This window comes from Legionella rubrilucens (assembly GCF_001468125.1).
GTDB lineage: Bacteria > Pseudomonadota > Gammaproteobacteria > Legionellales > Legionellaceae > Legionella_C > Legionella_C rubrilucens.
In genome coordinates, this window is sequence record NZ_LNYT01000020.1 from 171605 (window position 1) to 188698 (window position 17094).

Consider the following 17094-nt stretch of genomic DNA (forward strand, 5'->3'; position numbering starts at 1 on the left):
GAGTGTGTTATGTCTAACGATTACCCTAAAGAAATTTATTATTACGGTCAACAATTCCTGCCCTCGGATTTTATTGCGTTAAAGCCAGAATTTGCAGCTGAAAGAAAAGCCATGCGTCTGTTGCAACGGCAAAATGAAGAGTGCAAATACATTGCTGAAGAGAATCAGATCGCTTATGCCATTGTTCCTGCCGAGGAGCATTTTATAGGACTGATGACAGGTGAGTCCTTAGACCAGGAGGAAATGAATGAGGAATTCAATTTCATCCTAACCTGTGAGGAAAAGCCGCAATTATTGGTTGATAAAAAACTGAATCACTCATTCCTGGCCAATGGTAAAAAAGTATTGGCTGCCGGTTCGCTGATCTTTAGCCAGGGGATACTGATTGGACTCACCAACAACAGCGGTCATTATCGACCGACGGATGAGCAGATGTTGGCTGTCATTAAGGCATTGCATTCGGCCAGCGATTACCATTTAAGGTATTACCGAAGTTACGTCAGCGATCCGGCGAAGACTTACGCTGTTCAAGAGCTTCTTGATTTGGATACTTTTGCTGAGGCCAGCCCCCTGGGAGACGAGGAAATTTTACTTGAGAGCGGCAAACGGCAAGTCATTTCCGGGTATGATAACGACTCTTCCCGAAGCCAGTCAGGGCGTCGTTTTGGACTTAATTTGGCCTGTGAATTGAATGAAGAATACCGGATAACCATTACCCGGCATTCCTTTTTCCAGGAAACCATCGCAGAAAATAATACCCCCCCATCCATGAATTACACTATGCAGTAAAACAAGGGTGTCAGGACGTCACCCGGTTACACTGCCGTAACAGGCTTGAGGTTTGCCGCTGATGAACGCCCAATAACGATCCCCGTAAGACCAATGCCAATACTCTGTCGGGTAATTGACAAAACCCGCCAATAGCAGTGCATGACTCATCACGCGACGATGGTGGGCCGCTTCAGGGGAAACCCGGGTAGAGTTTGTGGGCGAAAGCTCGACATGGGTATCGGACATCCAGTCTTTGGGATGTATGCCCATGTCCACGGGTTGTCCTTCTTTATCCACCAGGTAAACATCAATGGCAGCACCGGTGGTATGAGGGGGGATGTTGGGGCTGCCATCCAGATTCAGCACCGGGGAGATAAGCTTGGTTGTTTCGTTAAACAGCTGTTCCGGCGACCAGTGGGGATGTAATTGCTGCAATTCGGCATACCGTTCATCAAACAGTTTCTTTTGTAATGACAGACTGCGAAACCCCTCATACAGGCAGAATCGCAGACTTGCAGGCAGCAATTGCTGCGCGGCCAGCAACCGCTGATACACCTCATTGCGCATTTTAGTGTAATCCGTGTTATCGGGAATTTCAGGGGAGGGGCCGATGAAGAGCTCATCACTGTGCTTAATGTCGATGAGCGGATCATGATTCTCAACGATGGGAATAGCCAATACTTCGGGCGCTGCAATTAAGGCCATCGGGGGTTGTGAAGAAACCAGCATTGTCATTCTCCATACAGTCAACTCAGGGAAGAGTATACAATTGTTGAAAAAAATTGTCAGACTGTTTCTTTATTCAGTCATCTCAGGCCAAACGGGTAACCCGCTGGCTCGCTGTAACCAGTTACTCTGTGGGTAGGGGTAACTGGCATCAATTGCATGCAAGGTATAGGCATGCCTTGATTTGGATGAAACATTGGCTTCGCTTTTATGCGGGACGTGACCATGCAGAAGAATAAGGCTGCCTTGCCTCACTTCAAGCGGTACGCAGTAGTCCTGGCGCCAGGGCGTTTTATCATACTCTTCGAAATAAATGCGGTCGTTTTCTCTGATCATTTTTTGTTTCAGAGGTACCGTATGAGGACTTGGTATCACCTGCAGACAGCCATTTTCCAACGTCGCATCCTCAAGCGCGAACCAGAAACCCAGCACATCGCTTTGCTCGCTGTGCAGGTAAGTGGCATCCTGATGGCAATTGACTTCCGCGCCAATGGCCGGTTGTTTAAAGAGGTACATGGATTGCAACAGGCAGGGCGTTTTAAAACCCAGTTGCCGGCAGATGGAGTGGATACGCGAGTCATGGGAATAGTGCCTGAAAACCGGATCAAGCTCATGCAGGGCATGCCCAACTTTGTTTAAAGAATGCTCAATGGGATGTGTCAGGGTGCCGTCGGCATGAAAGGCATCAGGCTCAAAGAAAAAGTGAATTTTATCGCCGGACTCAAGAAAATAGTCAGATGCCGCATGTTCATTGGTTCGAGTCGAAAAGACCGCAGCCGGGATGAGGTCTTTGTTTTCTGCAATCAGGTGGTTCATGCGCCGCATGAGCTGGTCACAGGTTTCCTTGCTGAAAAAGTCTTCGATGACCAGATAACCCTGGGTAAGAAAGTCATCAATCTGTACTGGCGATAAGTCCATGGTCTTTCCTTGATGTGATAGCGCTTACGGCGCAAGCATCATAGTGTGTTTGTGACCTTTAAGCAACCCGATGGCTGGAGGATAACGCCTTGAACAATACCCCCGCTTTCATTATGCTCTAATTTTAACGAAAGGATTCTTATGACCGCGTCCATGGCCACCATCATTCTTTATTCAATCATGCCGGCCCTGTTGATGATTGTCGGAGGCGGGATAACCAGTTTTTATCAGCCCAGTCGTCAACTGACGAGTGCAACCCAGCATTTTGCTGCCGGTGTCGTCTTTGCGGCCGTGGCTAAAGAGTTATTACCGGAAATCAGTGCAGCCCATGCCCCTGTGGCATTGGCCGTGGGGTTTTCGTCAGGCGTCCTTGGCATGCTGCTGTTGAAATGGTTAACCGGCAGGCTTGAAGAACGCGAGGAAGGCCTTCCGGGGATGCCCTGGGGGTTAATTTATGCTGTGGGGATTGATTTATTACTGGACGGTATTGTAATTGGCGTTGCCTTTTTAGCGGGGGCACAAGGCGGCGTGCTGGTGGCTGTCGCTTTAGCTATTGAAATCTTCTTCCTTGGTTTATCCACCACGGCCACACTTGCATCACGCCGGATTCCTAAGGCAAAACGGGCAGTAATTACCCTGATTTTAGCCCTGTTAATCCCGACCGGGGCGATGCTTGGCGCAAGCCTGCTGGCTCGTTTGCCGCCGACAATGACCGATGGTGTACTGTCCTTTGGTGTGGCAGCCCTGCTTTATCTGGTGACGGAAGAATTATTAACCGAAGCGCATGAAGGTGTTGAGTCGCCGTGGGTTACGGCTTGTTTCTTTGCGGGGTTTTTAATCATTTTATTATTGGAAGGATTAAGTTAGCCTTTTAAAGGGATGCGATGCATGAAGCGACTGTTTATCGGATTAATGGCGTGCAGCCTGTTAAGCCTGGGGTGGGCGTCAGAAGCAGCGCACCATTCTGCTGTGCAACCGGTGCATTTTACCGCTTCACAATTTGAAAAAGCGAAACGCAGCAACCTACGATTTATTGTGGCTTTTCATAAAAAAGGGTGTGCACGCTGCAAAAAGCAGCAACAAATTTTAAATGAACTGGCTCTGTCGCCTGAATTTTTAGCCTTGCGGCTGTTGATCGTTGATTTTGATGATGCCGAACTCGTGAAGCAATTTGATGTCACCTTTCACGACACATTGATTGTTTACCGGGGACCGCTCGAACTGAGTCGCTCGCAGGGTTTGCTCAATGCAAGAGCCATTAAGAAGCAAATAGCGGGTTGAATTGTTTAAGATTACTCCGAAACCACGAAGTAAAATTGCGCTTTTGTGCTTTTTGAACTGTAATAAAAATGGGATCATCAACTGGAGCAACGAAATGCCAATCAGTTATGCATGCCTTACCTCATTAAAAGCGATGTTGCAAAACTATAAGAAAACAGGCAGCAGCGATACCCATTACCAGGATTTGCTGGCGTTGTTACATAAAACATGCCGCTCCTCACATAAATTAAAATCCTGCGCCGACAGCGACATTCTTCTGCTGTTGTGCAACTCGGCTTCCCATATCGAGGATGCACCGCAGTTTAAGAGCTGTGTCGAGGCGTTTCTTGTGGATTATCAGGCACGCACCAATGCGCTGGAATCGTTTGTGGATAACAAGGGTAGGCCAATTGCCAGCGACGAATTCTGGAAAGAAGAGAACCCTTGGCTGCCGCCGGAGATACCCAGCGCATTGACGCTTGAGCTTAAAGCGGTCATTGCCGAGCGGGAACGCCGGTTGAGAGGGGGTGGTGGAGGGGCATTTAAAAGCTTGAATGCCAATAAGACCGAAGTTGGTTTTAACATGAAATAAAACTGCCATGTTTTAATTCAGGAAGAAACGATGTTTAAAAAAATTTTAATCAGCAATCGGGGTGAAATTGCCTTACGTATAGTGCGTGCCTGCAAGGAAATGGGGATTGCCGCTGTGGCCATTCACAGTGAAGCCGATCGTTACTCCCTGCATGTCAAGCGGGCTTCTCACTCCCATTGCCTGAGCAGCAAGCCTCTGGATGCTTATCTGAATGGCCATCGCATCATTGAATGCGCCAAGGCAGCCGGTTGTGATGCGATACATCCCGGTTATGGTTTTTTATCGGAAAATGCGGATTTTGCTCTGGCCTGTGAACAGGCCGGTCTTGTGTTTATCGGCCCTCGTGCGGACGTAATAGCCATCATGGGATCCAAAGTGGCAGCACGCAAAGCCATGCAGCGCGCCGGCATTCCGGTGATCCCTGGCAGTGAAGGCAATCTTGAATCGGTCGAGGAGGCATTGGCCTCTGCCGAACGACTCGGCTACCCGGTGATGCTTAAAGCGACTTTTGGCGGGGGCGGGCGCGGTATCCGTCTGTGTTACGAGCCTGACCATGTTCGGCAGCAGTTTGCGCGCGCGCAATCGGAGGCGGAAAAAGCGTTTGGTGATAACCATGTGTTTATGGAGAAATTCATTGCCAATCCCCGCCACATCGAAGTCCAGATTTTGGCAGACCATTATGGAAATGTCCTTCATTTGTTTGAGCGCGATTGCTCTGTTCAACGCCGGCATCAGAAACTGGTCGAAATTGCGCCGGCGGTACAACTGAATGAGGCCACGCGCGAGGTGTTGTATGCCTACGCAGTGAAAGCTGCAAAAGAAGTCGGTTATACCAATGCCGGTACGGTTGAGTTCATTCTCGATGAGGACAATCAGGCCTATTTTCTTGAGATGAATACCCGCCTGCAGGTGGAGCATCCAGTCACTGAACAAATCACCGGGATTGATTTGGTTCAGGAGCAGATTAAAATCGCCGCGGGCGAACCTTTGTCCATGAGGCAGGAGCAGATTAACCGCAATGGCTTTGCCATTGAATTTCGCATTAATGCGGAAGATCCCCAAAATGATTTTCTGCCCAGCTTCGGGCGGGTGACTCGTTATTATGCCCCGGGAGGGCCTGGAGTAAGAACGGACAGCGCCATTTATACCGGCTACTCTATTCCGCCTTATTATGATTCGCTTTGCGCCAAGCTGACGGTGTGGAGTCTCGATTGGCCGTCGGCCATCCGCCGCGCACGCCGTGCTCTGGAGGAAATGCGCCTGTTTGGGATAAAAACCACCATCCCCTATTACCTTGAGATGATTAAATCCGAGGAGTTTCTGCAGGGGCAGCTCAATACGGGGCTCGTGGAGTCCCATCCAGAATGGTTGCAGTATTCCAATAAATCGCTGCCTCAGCATAAAGCCGCGGTGATCGCCGCGGCCATTGCCCGCCTGGGCATGAAAAAGAATTAGCTGAGTGCGTAATTGTCAATCAGACGAATATCATCAATGAGCACTGCCGCAAAGCGGCGACCATCCTGTTCATGAATGTACTCCACGGCAATGCCGGCAGCCTGCAGGTCTTTTTGCAACTGGTCTACCGTTTTATCCTGATGAAAAAGACGAGCGAAGGTTTCCGCTTTAACACGCTGGGCACTGTTGAGGCGATTGTTACGCGAACTGCAGGCCAAACCGCTGGGCTCCCTGATGGTGGGGCAGGGGATAATCTCAATTGGCAGAAAAAAAGCGTCTACCATGCCGCGAATGAGCCGGTATTGCTGGTAATCCTTTTCGCCAAAATAAGCCTTTTGAGGTCTGACTAAATTTAATAGTTTTAAGACAATGGTTAATACGCCGGTGAAATGCCCGGGGCGGTGAGTGCCTTCCATGCACTGGCTCAGGTGATTCTCATGCACCTGGTAATGATACCCGTCCTGATAGATTTCCTGCTCGGCAGGCAATAAGCAGAAATCGACTCCGTGTTGTTCCAATAAGTGTAAGTCCGCCTCCAGGGTGCGCGGGTAGTGAGTGAAGTCGTCTGGCCGGTTAAATTGAGTCGGATTAATAAAAACACTGGCAGCGGTGTAATGATTTTGCTGTTGGCTGATGGCATACAGGGACGCATGACCGGCATGGAGATTGCCCATGGTGGGGACAAAGCCCAGGCTTGACTCGGCTGGCAGCGTTCGGCGGAACTGGATCCACTCATCAAGGTGATGAAAAATGCGCATGGTTAATCCTGTTGATGAAAGCCCCGCAACCGGGGCTTGTAATTAAAAGGCATGATCAGGTGTTGGGAATGCGGCTTGTCGAACCTCATCCACGTAAGCATTGATGGCGTTTAAGGTGAGCGCCTTGCCATTCAGGTATTGCTTTAAAAATTTGGGTCTGAATTCCGATTGCAGGCCCAGCATGTCATGCCAGACAAGAACCTGCCCATCCGTGCCGGCCCCGGCGCCAATGCCGATGGTGGGAATGGAAAGTGCCTGTGTGATGGTTTCTGCCACGGACAATGGAACACACTCAATCACCAGTGCGGTACAGCCGGCCGCTTCCAGGCGTTGCGCCTGACGGAGTAGATCGGCGGCCTGTTTTTCTTCTCGACCCTGAACTTTATAGCCGCCCAATTGGTAAAATGATTGCGGTGTTAAACCGATGTGGCCGATGACAGGCACCCCGCCGGTGACCAAATGAGCAATTGTTTGACAGGTATCCTCATCGCCGCCTTCAATTTTTACGGCATGAGCGCCTGCCTGCATGAGTTGTCTGACACTTTCAACCGTGTCGCGTAAAGAAAGACGATGGCATAAAAAAGGCAGGTCACTGATTAAAAATTGCTGGGTCAGGCCGCGGGCGACCGCCTGGGTATGCAGAATCATCATTTCCAGTGTTGCCATGACCGTGGTGTCATGCCCGTGCACCGCCATGGCCACGGAATCGCCCACCAGCACGCAATCCAGTTTTGATTCAGCAATTGTTCTTGCCGAAGGGTAATCGTAACAGGTTAACACGGTTATTTTCTCACCGTGTAGTTTTTTGCGTTTAAAGTCGGAAATTTTCATTGCGCGCCTCCCTGTAACCGGAAAGTGCGACTACGTGTTACTCCAGGTACCTGTCTCATGGATCAAGTCCTCCGTTAAATGGTTTGATAAGTCACCGCTGCCTTTCAGGCGGTCGGCGCCCTTCTGATCTTAAAGTACAGACATCAAATTGCAAGATGCCGGCTTAATTATGTTACTATCGTGCCTTATTCAAGCGAAAAATGGACAAAAATTGTCCTTAACTGCGAGGCATGCATGGTATTTGCTGACAAATTAGACAGACCGGGCGAACACCCCTTTGTGTTTAACGCGGAAGCCGGTGAACTCGAAGGCGTGTTAACGGTTCCCTTGACGGGTGGTTCCCCGTTCATTGCGGTGCTGGGGCATCCTCATTCCCTGCAGGGCGGCACGATGAATAACAAAGTCGTCACTACCCTGGCGCGTGCCTTTAAAGAGGCAGGCATCCCGAGCCTTCGCTTTAATTTCCGCGGCGTGGGTCATTCTCAGGGACGCTATGATGAAGGCATTGGCGAAAGCGACGACATGCTTGCGCTTTGCCGGCTTTGGGCCGCAGAATTCCCGCAAAGCCGTTACCTGTTTGCCGGGTTTTCCTTTGGTTCCTATGTGGCTTATCGCGCCGCCGCGCAGCACGCCCATGATTGGTTACTCACGGTGGCCCCGCCGGTTCATCATTACGATTACCGGGCGTATCAGCCCGCACCGTCCCCCTGGCATATTTTCCAGGGCGATAGTGATGAGGTTGTACCGGAGTCTCTGGTGATGGATTTTGCCTTAAGCTTCTCCCCAACGCTTCCAGTGAGTACGTTTGCCGGCACCAGCCATTTTTTTCATGGGAAATTGCTGGAACTGAAAGAGGAGGTAATCAGGGTCCTTAATGAAAAGGTATTGCATCCATGAGTATCTCAGCCAGTTATGATGCGGCAATTGCCCGGGGTGAAATTGAAAATGATCCTTTGCAACGCCAGATCATTGGCGTCATGGACGATTTGGCCAGTACCTTAAGCCAACCCAAAAAATCCTTCTTCAGCTGGCGCCGCACGCATGTGGTCCAGGGTATTTATCTCTATGGCAGTGTGGGCGTGGGCAAGACTTTTCTGATGGATCTTTTTTTTGAACAGGTTAAAACCCGTGAAAAGGTGCGGTTCCATTTCCATCATTTCATGCAGCAGATTGATGCGCAGCTCCGGCGTCTGCAGGGGCAGAGAGATCCCCTGCAAGTGATTGCCAAAAATTTGGCCAAAACGACGCGTCTGTTGTGTTTTGACGAGTTTTTAGTGCACGATGTTGCGCATGCAATGATCCTTGCCGAATTATTAAAGGCCTTGTTTGCCAACGGCATTGTGCTGGTGGCGACATCCAATATCAAACCGGATGATTTGTATTTAAATGGCGTGCAGCGAGCCCGTTTTTTACCGGCCATTGCCCTGATTAAGTCCCATTGCCAGGTGCTCGCCTTAAATCAGCCGCGCGATTACCGGGTGGGCCGTGCAATTCAGATCGAAACCTTTTTCTGCCCCCTGGATGAGGCCACACAGAGCCGCTTCAGCGCGCAGTTTGCCTCGATGGAGCCGGCGGCTCAGTCGGCGGGGACCGTGACGGTGCAAAACCGTGACATTCCTTACGTTCGCTGCGGTGAAGAAGCCGTCTGGTTTGATTTTAAAGTGATTTGCAACCTGCCGCGCAGCCAGCTGGACTACCTTGAGCTGGTGGATCGGTTTTCCACTGTATTTGTCAGCGACATGCCGCAACTGCATGAGCGCGATACGGTCTATGCGATTTTATTTGTGCATTTTATTGATGTGCTCTACGATCGCGGCGTCCGTCTGATTCTTTCAGCCGAGGTCCCTTTAACAGAACTTTACCTCAAGGGAGAAATGAGTCAGGCCTTCAAGCGAACCTTAAGCCGTTTGCAGGAAATGCAATCCCAGGATTACCTGCGTCGTCATCCTCGTCGGGCAGTGCACTCGCTGTTGATGCCCCCAGAATGACAAAATTTGTTCTAAAATGAGAATGATTCTCGATATCATTTGTGTTAAACTATTGGAATTTTGGATTGAGTGTTACCACTATGCACATTACCGAGTTAACCCGTGGCGATAAAGTCCGATTGCTTGATTTTGGCCGTACTGATGCGCAGTATCGGCGGCGTTTGCTGTCGTTGGGTATTACTCGTGGTGTGGAATTGACGATTGTAAGAACCGCTCCCCTGGGGTGTCCAGTGCAGGTTGAGGTCCGGGGAACGTCCCTGACATTGAGAAAAGAAGAAGCAATTCACCTGAATCTGGAGCGTGTATGACTTCTCTTTTGCTGGTAGGCAATCCCAATTGCGGCAAAACCACCTTATTCAATGCTTTAACGGGTGATAACCAGCGCGTGGGTAACTGGCCTGGCGTCACGGTGGAGAAAAAAACCGGGGAATTGATTGTCGAAGGCCAGTGCATTGAGGTGACGGATTTACCCGGTATTTATTCCCTTGCCCTGACCGGGCGGGGCAGCAGTCAGGATGAGCAGATTTCGGCTAAGGCAGTGGCTGCCTGCGAGAAGGAGTTAATCGTCAATGTCATTGATGCCTGCCATCTTGAGCGCCACCTTTACTTGACCAGCCAGTTGCTGGAACTGGGTAAGCCCATGATTGTCGTCCTCAACATGATGGACATCGCGAGACAACGCGGTATCACCATTGATATTCCGGCCTTGTCCCGGCAATTGAATTGCTGTGTTCTGCCGCTTGAAGCGCATAAGGGCATAGGCCTGGCTGAATTAAAAAAAACCCTCATTAAACCCTTGGCTCCTGCTGTTTCGCTGCCGTTTAATTACCCTGTCGCCATCGAGTCGCTCATTGAGCATCTCCGACAGGAACTGATCGCTGTTTGCCGCATCGCCCCTGAAGCGGCAATGTATTACGCCCGGCGTCTACTGGAGGGTGATACGTTGCTGGTTGAGGCAAACAGGCCGCAGGCTTTGGCGGATTTGCTTGCCAGCGAGAAGGATATCGATGTTGTTCTGGCGGATATCCGTTACCAGAAAATCCACGACGTGATCAGCCTGATTCAGACCCGGGCCAGTGATGCCAGTGAGCATTTGACGGCTAAAATTGACCGCCTTGTGCTGAATCGGTTTCTGGCTTTACCGATATTTTTTGCCATGATGTACCTGATGTTTTTGTTCGCCATCAACATTGGCGGGGCATTTCAGGATTTTTTTGATATTTCCACCGATACGGTTTTTGTTCAGGGCAGCGCCTGGCTATTGCAGCAACTGCATTCCCCGCAATGGCTGATTGCCGTGGTGGCCAATGGTCTGGGCATGGGTATCAATACCACGCTGACTTTTATTCCGGTGATTGCCGCCATGTTTTTCTTCCTGGCTTTATTGGAGGCGTCAGGGTATATGGCCCGTGCCGCGTTTGTGGTGGATAAGGCAATGCGTATGTTGGGGTTGCCTGGAAAGTCCTTTGTGCCGATGATTGTGGGGTTTGGCTGTAATGTGCCCGGGATCATGGCGGCAAGAACGCTGGATTCCGAGCGGGATCGGCTGTTAACCGTACTGATGAGCCCCTTCATGTCCTGCAGTGCCCGATTGGCTATTTATGCGGTGTTTGTCGCGGCCTTTTTCCCAAGCGGCGGACAAAATGTGGTTTTTGCCCTGTACGTCATCGGCATTTTAATGGCGGTTTTTACCGGGTTTATTTTGCGGAAAACTACTCTGGAAGGGGAGGCGTCCCCCTTGATTCTTGAGTTGCCCGCCTATCATAAGCCCTCGTTTAAACGCCTCTGGCGTGAAACCAGCCTGCGTCTACGTTATTTTGTTGTCAGGGCCGGACGCCTGATTATCCCCATTTGCATTATCCTTGGCACTTTGAACGCCTTGACCATTGACGGTGGGTTGAACACGGATGAAGCCAGTACCCATTCTGTTCTGTCGTGGCTTGGCCAATGGATGACGCCATTGTTTGCCCCCATGGGTCTGCATCAGGATAACTGGCCGGCTACGGTCGGTTTATTAACCGGCATGCTGGCGAAAGAGGTGGTGGTTGGCTCTTTAAATTCACTCTACGCGCAATTAGGCCATCTGGCGCAGGCGCAGGCCGCGCATTTTGATTTCTTGGGTTCCATGGCGCAGGCATTCTGGTCGGTGCCTGAGAACCTTTCGTCATTGGGACAGGCTTTACTCAATCCGGTATTAGCCAGTGCCCCCGACAGTGAATTGTCGCAAACGGTGTATGGCATGATGGCCGAACGCTTTGACGGCAAAGCCGGAGCGTTTGCCTACCTTCTCTTTATCCTGCTTTACATCCCCTGTGTATCAACCATGGCGGCTATCCGACAGGAGACGACACGCCGATTGATGTGGTTCTCCGTGATCTGGTCTTTTCTGATTGCCTACGCATCCGCCGTGATTTTTTATCAGAGTGCAGTGTTTTACCGCCATCCTCAGGAATCGCTGTTGTGGATTGCGGCCATGGTGGGGGGCATTGTCGCTTTTATCGGGGTATTGCGGGGACAAACTCTGCTTGTGAGGAGACGCCATGCTGTTACAAATCCGTGATTTCATTCGCCAGCACAAGGTGGTGAGCAGCCAGCAGGTGAGCCGTGAATTTCACATTGACTCCCAGGCGCTGCAGCCAATGCTTGAGATCTGGCTTCGAAAGGGTGTGATTGCCCGCTGCGACGAGAAGACTTCCTGCCAGAGCCGCTGTTTTAAATGCAAACAGCCCCCTGTTTATTACCGCTACCTGGCCGATTGTTAAATTCGCGCATCCTGACTCGGCGTGGTTATTCCCTATTTACTGATTTTTTTCTATTTTTGTACCGCAAAGCCCTGTGCTGAATCAATTAAATTGGGCTAAGATAGCAATATGACGAGTTTTATCGGTTGACTAGGATGGCGGAAAACGCATCACTCCCTGAAGAGGATTTTTTAAAACTGGCCGAAGAGGCTCGCCAGCGAATTGTCGAGGATTTCAATGATCCGCTGAGCCTGGTTGAAAAAGTGTACAGGCTATGGTGGCATTGGGCTGATTTTTCTCTTTTTATCGTGACACCGACCATCGAAGTGATTTCACCGCCAGTTATCGTACCCCCTGAACTGGTGCCGGAAACCAATGAGTATGAATTTGTTTACCCCATTCATGATCACGGTTATAAATTAAGTGCGTCCAAAGCGCAGGACATGTACATCGCCGGCACGTCCATGTGCAAATTATTCTATACCATTGAAAAAATGATTTTCATGCTGGTTGAACGCCTTAGGGCGGGCGGTGTGAGTGCTGAAACCGAGGTGCAGGTCGCCTTTGGCGGGCATGAGCTTGCCCAGCGCAAGGCCTTTGAATCGGTGATTAACTTAAGTTACAACGTCGTGGTGACCAATTTCGATCCGGGTTCCTGGGGTGAGCGCTACCTTGAAATCGTCAAGCGCTTAGCCGATCGCGGCTACGGTTATCCTGCAGAAGCGCCCAGGGATGTTTACCGGCATCATCGCGGTACGGGACCCTCTATGCAGCGTTAACCAGGCGTAATTTTAAACCCGCTCCCCTGATTAAGCGCAGACGCCAGGATTTAAACCCGATGGTCTGCCCTCCGTAACGAAAGGACAGAATAAAATAAGCCCCCATGATAGCGGCCAACAGGCTTTGGTATCCCCGTGAGGCGGGTGGAATAGCCTGCCCCTGATTAAAATACACAGCGATTGCCGTGGTTAACATGAACAGACTGCACACTACAATCAGATCGTAGAACAGCGCGGCTAAAAGACGAAAAAACATAGTAATGACTTAAAAAAAGCAGAATTTAAGATTAACGGTTTGCTTGTCGCCGTTCAAGACGGTTAGTGTTCTGACATCGCTTTTTTGCCGATGGAGACATGCTCCAGGCAATCGATATAAATCTGGCTTAAATCGAGCCCGTGGTAGTCATTGCCGTCTAATTGTTCCCAGTGGCCTTCCTCATAGGCTATGACCAGGGACAGTAACTTTCCCAACTCCCCTTCGCGTGCCATCAATGCCCCTTTAATGTCGTCTGCCAGCGTGATTTTTTCAATCAACACATTCATCGGGGTATCCAGCAGGCTGTCTAGCACCGAGAGCAACCCGGCCGTGTAAGCGCTTTCAGCCGATAAATGCGAATTGGCTTTAGCCAGTTTTTCGGCCATCTGGGCGCGGATAAGCCCGGACTCGACAATTTCGAGGGGCTTATTGGACACGTTTTTCATCGACAGTACCATGACCCAGTTTTTTAAATGGAGAATGCCTAAACGGGTGACGGCCTGCTGGATGGATTCGATGGCCTGATAACCGGAGAAGGCGGCCGAATTGGCAACGCGCAACAGTTGATAACTTAAAAGCGGATCCGTCTGAATCAACGGAATTATCTCGTTAAAATGGGTATCGGGGTGCTGCAGCTTTTCAATCAGCATCAGCAGGTTTAATTTATTGGCGGCAATTTCCTTCACTTCCTTCACCTCGGGCTGAAAGAGGAAGTCGCCGCAATAGTAATCCATGGTCATGTCTTTGCAGTTGATAAAGCGGTTTGGGTCGGAAATATTATAAGCGATGACCTTGCGCTGTTTGGCCTGGCTGTATTTGACCACTTTGGTCAAATCTGCCATGCCCATCAGGTGTTCGCTCAAGGCAATGTATTCGGCAAAATTAAGCCAGGCCAATTGGTCGGGGCTGTCAATCATGAGCGCAATGGAGTGGGACGCGTCTTTTAACTCCTCTGCTGTGTAGGTTTGGTTAATGTCCGCGGCATGCAATTTTAATATCACCGGATTTTCAAGAGGGGGATCGGCGAGTTCAATCAGTGAATTTAAGGCATAAGGCACGAACAACGGCAGGTTGCTATCAATGTTGTGGGTCACCGTGGTGAAATAAGGCAGCAATTCAATGGGCTGTTTGGCTTGTTGGTTAGCGATAATCTCCATGGCGACACATTTCAGTTTTTGATTATAGATTGGTCGTTTAATTAACATGGTTACTCAGTCCTTCGCTTAACCGGTATTCTCAATGATAGTATGGCTGGTTGTTTGTTTCCATTCAAGTTGATTTTAAATTATTCTTGTTGATTATAAAATGGATTTATTAAGGCAATGGATGGGAACACGTGATATGCTTTTAACGCAGTAGCTTTGCGCTAAAAATACAGAGTGGTATACTTCGCCAGTTTTCTGCTTGCTTTGTGTAAATTACAGCCTGATTTGTTGTTTCGATTTAAGCAGCATGCCGTGCTTTTCTGTTATCAGGGGGCATGAGGGTTAGCTTTGTTATGCTATATTACTAATTTTAGTTGAGGGATGCCGTGAATAAAAAAAGACCGGTGAATCTGGACCTGCGAACGTTAAAATTTCCGCCCATGGCGATTGCATCGATACTCCATCGCGTTTCTGGCATGGTGTTGTTTCTGCTTCTGCCCATCATGATGTATTTTCTTGATTTATCATTACGCAATGCCGGCACATTCAATAATCTGCAGGCTACCCTGGCTCACCCCCTGTGCAAATTAACCCTGTGGGCTTTTTTAGCCGCTTGGACTTACCATTTGCTGGCCGGTATCCGCCATATGCTGATGGATCTTGGGTGGGGAGAGCATCTTGAATCAGGCCGCCGCAGCGCCGTCCTGGTGATCATCCTTTCTGTTATTTTCTCACTTTTGTTAGGGGTCTGGATATGGTAACCAACGTCACCAGCCTGACGGGCAACGGTTTAAAGGATTGGCTGATACAGCGGGCTACTGCAGTGTATCTCTTATTCTATACTTTATTTTTAATGGGCTTTTTAATCGTTCATCCGCAAATGGCCTATCATCAGTGGCAGTCCCTGTTTGCCTGCAACTGGTTTAAAGTCGCCAGTGTTATCGCATTAGGCGCCATTTCTTTACATGCCTGGATAGGTGTCTGGACCGTCACCACGGATTACATGAAGTGCACCATGCTCAGAGTATCTGTGCAAATGGCTGTGGTTGTCTGGTTGCTGGGACAATTTATTTGGGGTTTGATGATTGTTTGGGGACAATAAGCATGGCATTTCCACGACACAAATTTGATGCGGTAATTATTGGTGCGGGCGGGGCTGGCATGCGGGCCGCCCTGCAGTTGGCCAATTCAGGATTGCAGGTGGCCTTGCTGTCCAAAGTCTTTCCCACCCGTTCCCATACGGTTTCTGCACAGGGCGGTATCACGGCCGCGCTTGGCAACGCGGATGAAGACGACTGGCGCTGGCACATGTACGATACGGTCAAGGGCGCCGATTACATCGGCGATCAGGATTGCATTGAATACCTCTGTAAAACCGGCCCGGAAGCCGTTTATGAGCTCGAGCACATGGGTCTGCCTTTCTCAAGGATGGACAACGGCAAGATTTACCAGCGTCAGTTTGGCGGTCAGTCCAAGCATTTTGGCGGGGAGCAGGCGGCTCGAACCTGCGCGGCGGCAGACAGAACCGGTCATGCCCTGTTACATACGCTCTACCAGCAGAACCTGAAAGCCAAAACCCATATTTTCAGCGAATGGCTGGCTTTGGATTTCGTTAAGGACAATCACGGCCGCATCGCAGGCGTGACGGCCCTGTGCATAGAAACCGGGGAAGTCGTGTTTTATCAAACCCGCGTCTGCATTTTAGCGACAGGCGGAGCCGGGCGTATTTACCAATCAACGACCAATGCCCATATCAATACGGGCGACGGCTTTGGCATGGCGCTGCGCGCCGGCCTGCCGCTGCAGGACATGGAAATGTGGCAATTCCATCCCACCGGTATTGCCGGTGCCGGCACGCTCGTGACGGAAGGATGCCGCGGTGAAGGCGGATATCTCATCAATAAGGATGGGGAGCGCTTCATGGAGCGGTATGCCCCGCGGGTAAAAGATTTGGCTTCGAGGGATGTCGTCGCTCGCTCCATGGCACTGGAAATCCGTGCCGGCCGTGGGTTTGATCCCAAGGGCGTCGATCACGTCAAGCTGAAGCTGGATCACCTGGGCGCGGATTTAATCATGTCCCGACTGCCGGGTATTCGCGAACTGTCCTTAAAATTTGCCGGGGTGGATCCGATTGTTGAACCCATTCCCGTCGTACCAACCTGCCATTACAGCATGGGCGGCATTCCCACGAACATGCACGGTCAGGTGATTACCCATAAAAATGGCGTTGATGCCGTGGTTGAGGGCTTGTATGCCGTAGGCGAGTGTGCCTGCGTCTCTGTGCATGGTGCCAACCGCCTCGGCGGTAATTCCCTGCTGGACCTCGTGGTGTTTGGCCGTGCGGCAGGGCTTCATGTCGAAGAGTTGTGGCAATCCAATCAAATGCCCGACATGGCTTATGTGACGGAAGAAAACATTGCCGAAGCCATGGCGCGTTATAATCGCTGGCAGGAATCAACCGATGGCGAGATGCCGTCAACCATTCGTGATGACATGCAGCGTGTCATGCAGGAAGATTTCGGCGTATTCCGTACCGGCAAGGTCATGGAAGAGGGCCTCCATCGTCTGCAGGCCCTGCGCGAGCGTTTGCAGCATGCCAAACTGGTGGATAAGACCAAAGTATTCAATACCGAATTGGTCACCGCACTGGAATTGGATAATTTAATGGCCACCGCTTATGCCACAGCCCAATCTGCCCTGGCCAGAACAGAAAGCCGCGGTGCGCATAGCCGGGAGGATTACCCACAGCGCGACGATGCCAACTGGATTAAGCACACGCTCTATTTTGCGCATGATGATGCGATTGATTATCGCCCTGTCAATGCTAAACCTAACTATGTCGAGCCGTTTGAGCCGAAAGAACGCGTTTATTAA

The 17094-nt window shown here is 50.4% G+C and carries 20 protein-coding genes; 14 read left to right on the forward strand and 6 right to left on the reverse strand.

The window, feature by feature from the left end; translation table 11 throughout:
- The first annotated feature begins 9 nt into the window (after positions 1–9).
- A complete protein-coding gene (locus Lrub_RS08515; protein ID WP_058531755.1) occupies positions 10–789 on the forward strand; it encodes a VOC family protein in 780 nt (259 codons plus the stop codon).
- Between the two features lie 18 nt (positions 790–807).
- On the opposite strand, the gene Lrub_RS08520 is transcribed toward Lrub_RS08515, so the two are convergent.
- A complete protein-coding gene (locus tag Lrub_RS08520) occupies positions 808–1500 on the reverse strand; it encodes a M15 family metallopeptidase (RefSeq protein WP_058531756.1) in 693 nt (230 codons plus the stop codon).
- A 69-nt stretch (positions 1501–1569) separates the two neighbouring features.
- Positions 1570–2415 carry a phytanoyl-CoA dioxygenase family protein gene (locus Lrub_RS08525; RefSeq protein WP_058531757.1) on the reverse strand — a complete coding sequence of 282 codons (846 nt, stop codon included), beginning with the start codon at positions 2413–2415 and terminating at the stop codon, positions 1570–1572.
- A 141-nt stretch (positions 2416–2556) separates the two neighbouring features.
- Between Lrub_RS08525 and Lrub_RS08530 the strand changes: the two genes are divergently transcribed.
- The 4 genes from Lrub_RS08530 to Lrub_RS08545 all read left to right on the forward strand — a co-directional run bounded on the left by Lrub_RS08530 (position 2557) and on the right by Lrub_RS08545 (position 5722).
- Positions 2557–3282, forward strand: coding sequence for a ZIP family metal transporter (locus tag Lrub_RS08530; RefSeq protein ID WP_058531758.1), 726 nt, complete (start codon positions 2557–2559; stop codon positions 3280–3282).
- 21 nt (positions 3283–3303) lie between these two features.
- On the forward strand, positions 3304–3696 hold the full coding sequence (locus tag Lrub_RS08535) for a thioredoxin family protein (RefSeq protein ID WP_058531759.1): 393 nt from the start codon (positions 3304–3306) through the stop codon (positions 3694–3696).
- A gap of 94 nt (positions 3697–3790) precedes the next feature.
- Positions 3791–4267, forward strand: coding sequence for a hypothetical protein (locus tag Lrub_RS08540; RefSeq protein ID WP_058531760.1), 477 nt, complete (start codon positions 3791–3793; stop codon positions 4265–4267).
- Between the two features lie 30 nt (positions 4268–4297).
- Entirely contained in the window at positions 4298–5722 is a 1425-nt protein-coding gene (locus Lrub_RS08545) for an acetyl-CoA carboxylase biotin carboxylase subunit (protein ID WP_058531761.1), read from the forward strand.
- Here the strand turns inward: Lrub_RS08545 and panC are convergent.
- Positions 5719–6480, reverse strand: a complete 762-nt coding sequence (gene panC / locus Lrub_RS08550) for a pantoate--beta-alanine ligase (protein WP_058531762.1) — start codon at positions 6478–6480, stop codon at positions 5719–5721. The genes Lrub_RS08545 and panC overlap by 4 nt on opposite strands.
- Before the next feature lie 42 nt (positions 6481–6522).
- Positions 6523–7311, reverse strand: coding sequence for a 3-methyl-2-oxobutanoate hydroxymethyltransferase (gene panB, locus Lrub_RS08555; protein ID WP_058531763.1), 789 nt, complete (start codon positions 7309–7311; stop codon positions 6523–6525).
- A 234-nt stretch (positions 7312–7545) separates the two neighbouring features.
- Between panB and Lrub_RS08560 the strand changes: the two genes are divergently transcribed.
- From Lrub_RS08560 to Lrub_RS08585, 6 genes are all read left to right on the forward strand, one after another.
- Positions 7546–8208, forward strand: coding sequence for an alpha/beta hydrolase (locus Lrub_RS08560; RefSeq protein WP_058531764.1), 663 nt, complete (start codon positions 7546–7548; stop codon positions 8206–8208).
- Positions 8205–9299 (forward strand): cell division protein ZapE, encoded by a 1095-nt coding sequence (zapE, locus tag Lrub_RS08565; RefSeq protein ID WP_058531765.1) that lies wholly within the window; start codon positions 8205–8207, stop codon positions 9297–9299. Before Lrub_RS08560 ends, zapE begins: the two co-directional genes overlap by 4 nt.
- Before the next feature lie 80 nt (positions 9300–9379).
- Positions 9380–9607, forward strand: a complete 228-nt coding sequence (locus tag Lrub_RS08570) for a FeoA family protein (RefSeq protein ID WP_058531766.1) — start codon at positions 9380–9382, stop codon at positions 9605–9607.
- Positions 9604–11859, forward strand: coding sequence for a Fe(2+) transporter permease subunit FeoB (feoB, locus tag Lrub_RS08575; protein WP_058531767.1), 2256 nt, complete (start codon positions 9604–9606; stop codon positions 11857–11859). Before Lrub_RS08570 ends, feoB begins: the two co-directional genes overlap by 4 nt.
- Positions 11840–12061, forward strand: coding sequence for a FeoC-like transcriptional regulator (locus Lrub_RS08580; protein WP_058531768.1), 222 nt, complete (start codon positions 11840–11842; stop codon positions 12059–12061). The genes feoB and Lrub_RS08580 overlap by 20 nt, the downstream gene beginning before the upstream one ends.
- A gap of 134 nt (positions 12062–12195) precedes the next feature.
- Positions 12196–12819 (forward strand): hypothetical protein, encoded by a 624-nt coding sequence (locus tag Lrub_RS08585; RefSeq protein ID WP_058531769.1) that lies wholly within the window; start codon positions 12196–12198, stop codon positions 12817–12819.
- Here the strand turns inward: Lrub_RS08585 and Lrub_RS08590 are convergent.
- Together Lrub_RS08590 and Lrub_RS08595 are read right to left on the reverse strand one after the other, a co-directional pair.
- Entirely contained in the window at positions 12806–13075 is a 270-nt protein-coding gene (locus Lrub_RS08590; protein WP_058531770.1) for an RDD family protein, read from the reverse strand. The genes Lrub_RS08585 and Lrub_RS08590 overlap by 14 nt on opposite strands.
- A gap of 62 nt (positions 13076–13137) precedes the next feature.
- Positions 13138–14280 carry an EAL and HDOD domain-containing protein gene (locus Lrub_RS08595; RefSeq protein WP_058531771.1) on the reverse strand — a complete coding sequence of 381 codons (1143 nt, stop codon included), beginning with the start codon at positions 14278–14280 and terminating at the stop codon, positions 13138–13140.
- Positions 14281–14606: 326 nt separating this feature from the next.
- On the opposite strand from Lrub_RS08595, the gene sdhC reads away from it, so the two are divergent.
- The 3 genes from sdhC to sdhA are packed head-to-tail and all read left to right on the forward strand — an operon-like array spanning position 14607 to position 17094.
- Positions 14607–14981: a succinate dehydrogenase, cytochrome b556 subunit gene (gene sdhC, locus Lrub_RS08600; protein WP_058532261.1), complete on the forward strand. Its 375-nt coding sequence runs from the start codon at positions 14607–14609 to the stop codon at positions 14979–14981.
- A complete protein-coding gene (sdhD, locus tag Lrub_RS08605) occupies positions 14975–15322 on the forward strand; it encodes a succinate dehydrogenase, hydrophobic membrane anchor protein (protein WP_058531772.1) in 348 nt (115 codons plus the stop codon). The genes sdhC and sdhD overlap by 7 nt, the downstream gene beginning before the upstream one ends.
- 2 nt (positions 15323–15324) lie before the next feature.
- The gene (gene sdhA / locus Lrub_RS08610) at positions 15325–17094 is read left to right on the forward strand and encodes a succinate dehydrogenase flavoprotein subunit (RefSeq protein WP_058531773.1); all 1770 of its coding nucleotides are present in this window, start codon (positions 15325–15327) and stop codon (positions 17092–17094) included.

Coding starts and splice junctions, on each gene's coding strand:
- sdhA (WP_058531773.1), top strand. CDS start 15,325: ATGGCATTTCCACGACACAAATTTGATGCGGTAATTATTGGTGCGGGC.
- zapE (WP_058531765.1), top strand. CDS start 8,205: ATGAGTATCTCAGCCAGTTATGATGCGGCAATTGCCCGGGGTGAAATT.
- Lrub_RS08520 (WP_058531756.1), bottom strand. CDS start 1,500: ATGCTGGTTTCTTCACAACCCCCGATGGCCTTAATTGCAGCGCCCGAA.
- Lrub_RS08590 (WP_058531770.1), bottom strand. CDS start 13,075: ATGTTTTTTCGTCTTTTAGCCGCGCTGTTCTACGATCTGATTGTAGTG.
- Lrub_RS08585 (WP_058531769.1), top strand. CDS start 12,196: ATGGCGGAAAACGCATCACTCCCTGAAGAGGATTTTTTAAAACTGGCC.
- Lrub_RS08525 (WP_058531757.1), bottom strand. CDS start 2,415: ATGGACTTATCGCCAGTACAGATTGATGACTTTCTTACCCAGGGTTAT.
- Lrub_RS08580 (WP_058531768.1), top strand. CDS start 11,840: ATGCTGTTACAAATCCGTGATTTCATTCGCCAGCACAAGGTGGTGAGC.
- sdhD (WP_058531772.1), top strand. CDS start 14,975: ATGGTAACCAACGTCACCAGCCTGACGGGCAACGGTTTAAAGGATTGG.
- Lrub_RS08535 (WP_058531759.1), top strand. CDS start 3,304: ATGAAGCGACTGTTTATCGGATTAATGGCGTGCAGCCTGTTAAGCCTG.
- Lrub_RS08560 (WP_058531764.1), top strand. CDS start 7,546: ATGGTATTTGCTGACAAATTAGACAGACCGGGCGAACACCCCTTTGTG.
- Lrub_RS08515 (WP_058531755.1), top strand. CDS start 10: ATGTCTAACGATTACCCTAAAGAAATTTATTATTACGGTCAACAATTC.
- Lrub_RS08595 (WP_058531771.1), bottom strand. CDS start 14,280: ATGTTAATTAAACGACCAATCTATAATCAAAAACTGAAATGTGTCGCC.
- Lrub_RS08570 (WP_058531766.1), top strand. CDS start 9,380: ATGCACATTACCGAGTTAACCCGTGGCGATAAAGTCCGATTGCTTGAT.
- feoB (WP_058531767.1), top strand. CDS start 9,604: ATGACTTCTCTTTTGCTGGTAGGCAATCCCAATTGCGGCAAAACCACC.
- panB (WP_058531763.1), bottom strand. CDS start 7,311: ATGAAAATTTCCGACTTTAAACGCAAAAAACTACACGGTGAGAAAATA.
- Lrub_RS08545 (WP_058531761.1), top strand. CDS start 4,298: ATGTTTAAAAAAATTTTAATCAGCAATCGGGGTGAAATTGCCTTACGT.
- Lrub_RS08530 (WP_058531758.1), top strand. CDS start 2,557: ATGACCGCGTCCATGGCCACCATCATTCTTTATTCAATCATGCCGGCC.
- panC (WP_058531762.1), bottom strand. CDS start 6,480: ATGCGCATTTTTCATCACCTTGATGAGTGGATCCAGTTCCGCCGAACG.
- Lrub_RS08540 (WP_058531760.1), top strand. CDS start 3,791: ATGCCAATCAGTTATGCATGCCTTACCTCATTAAAAGCGATGTTGCAA.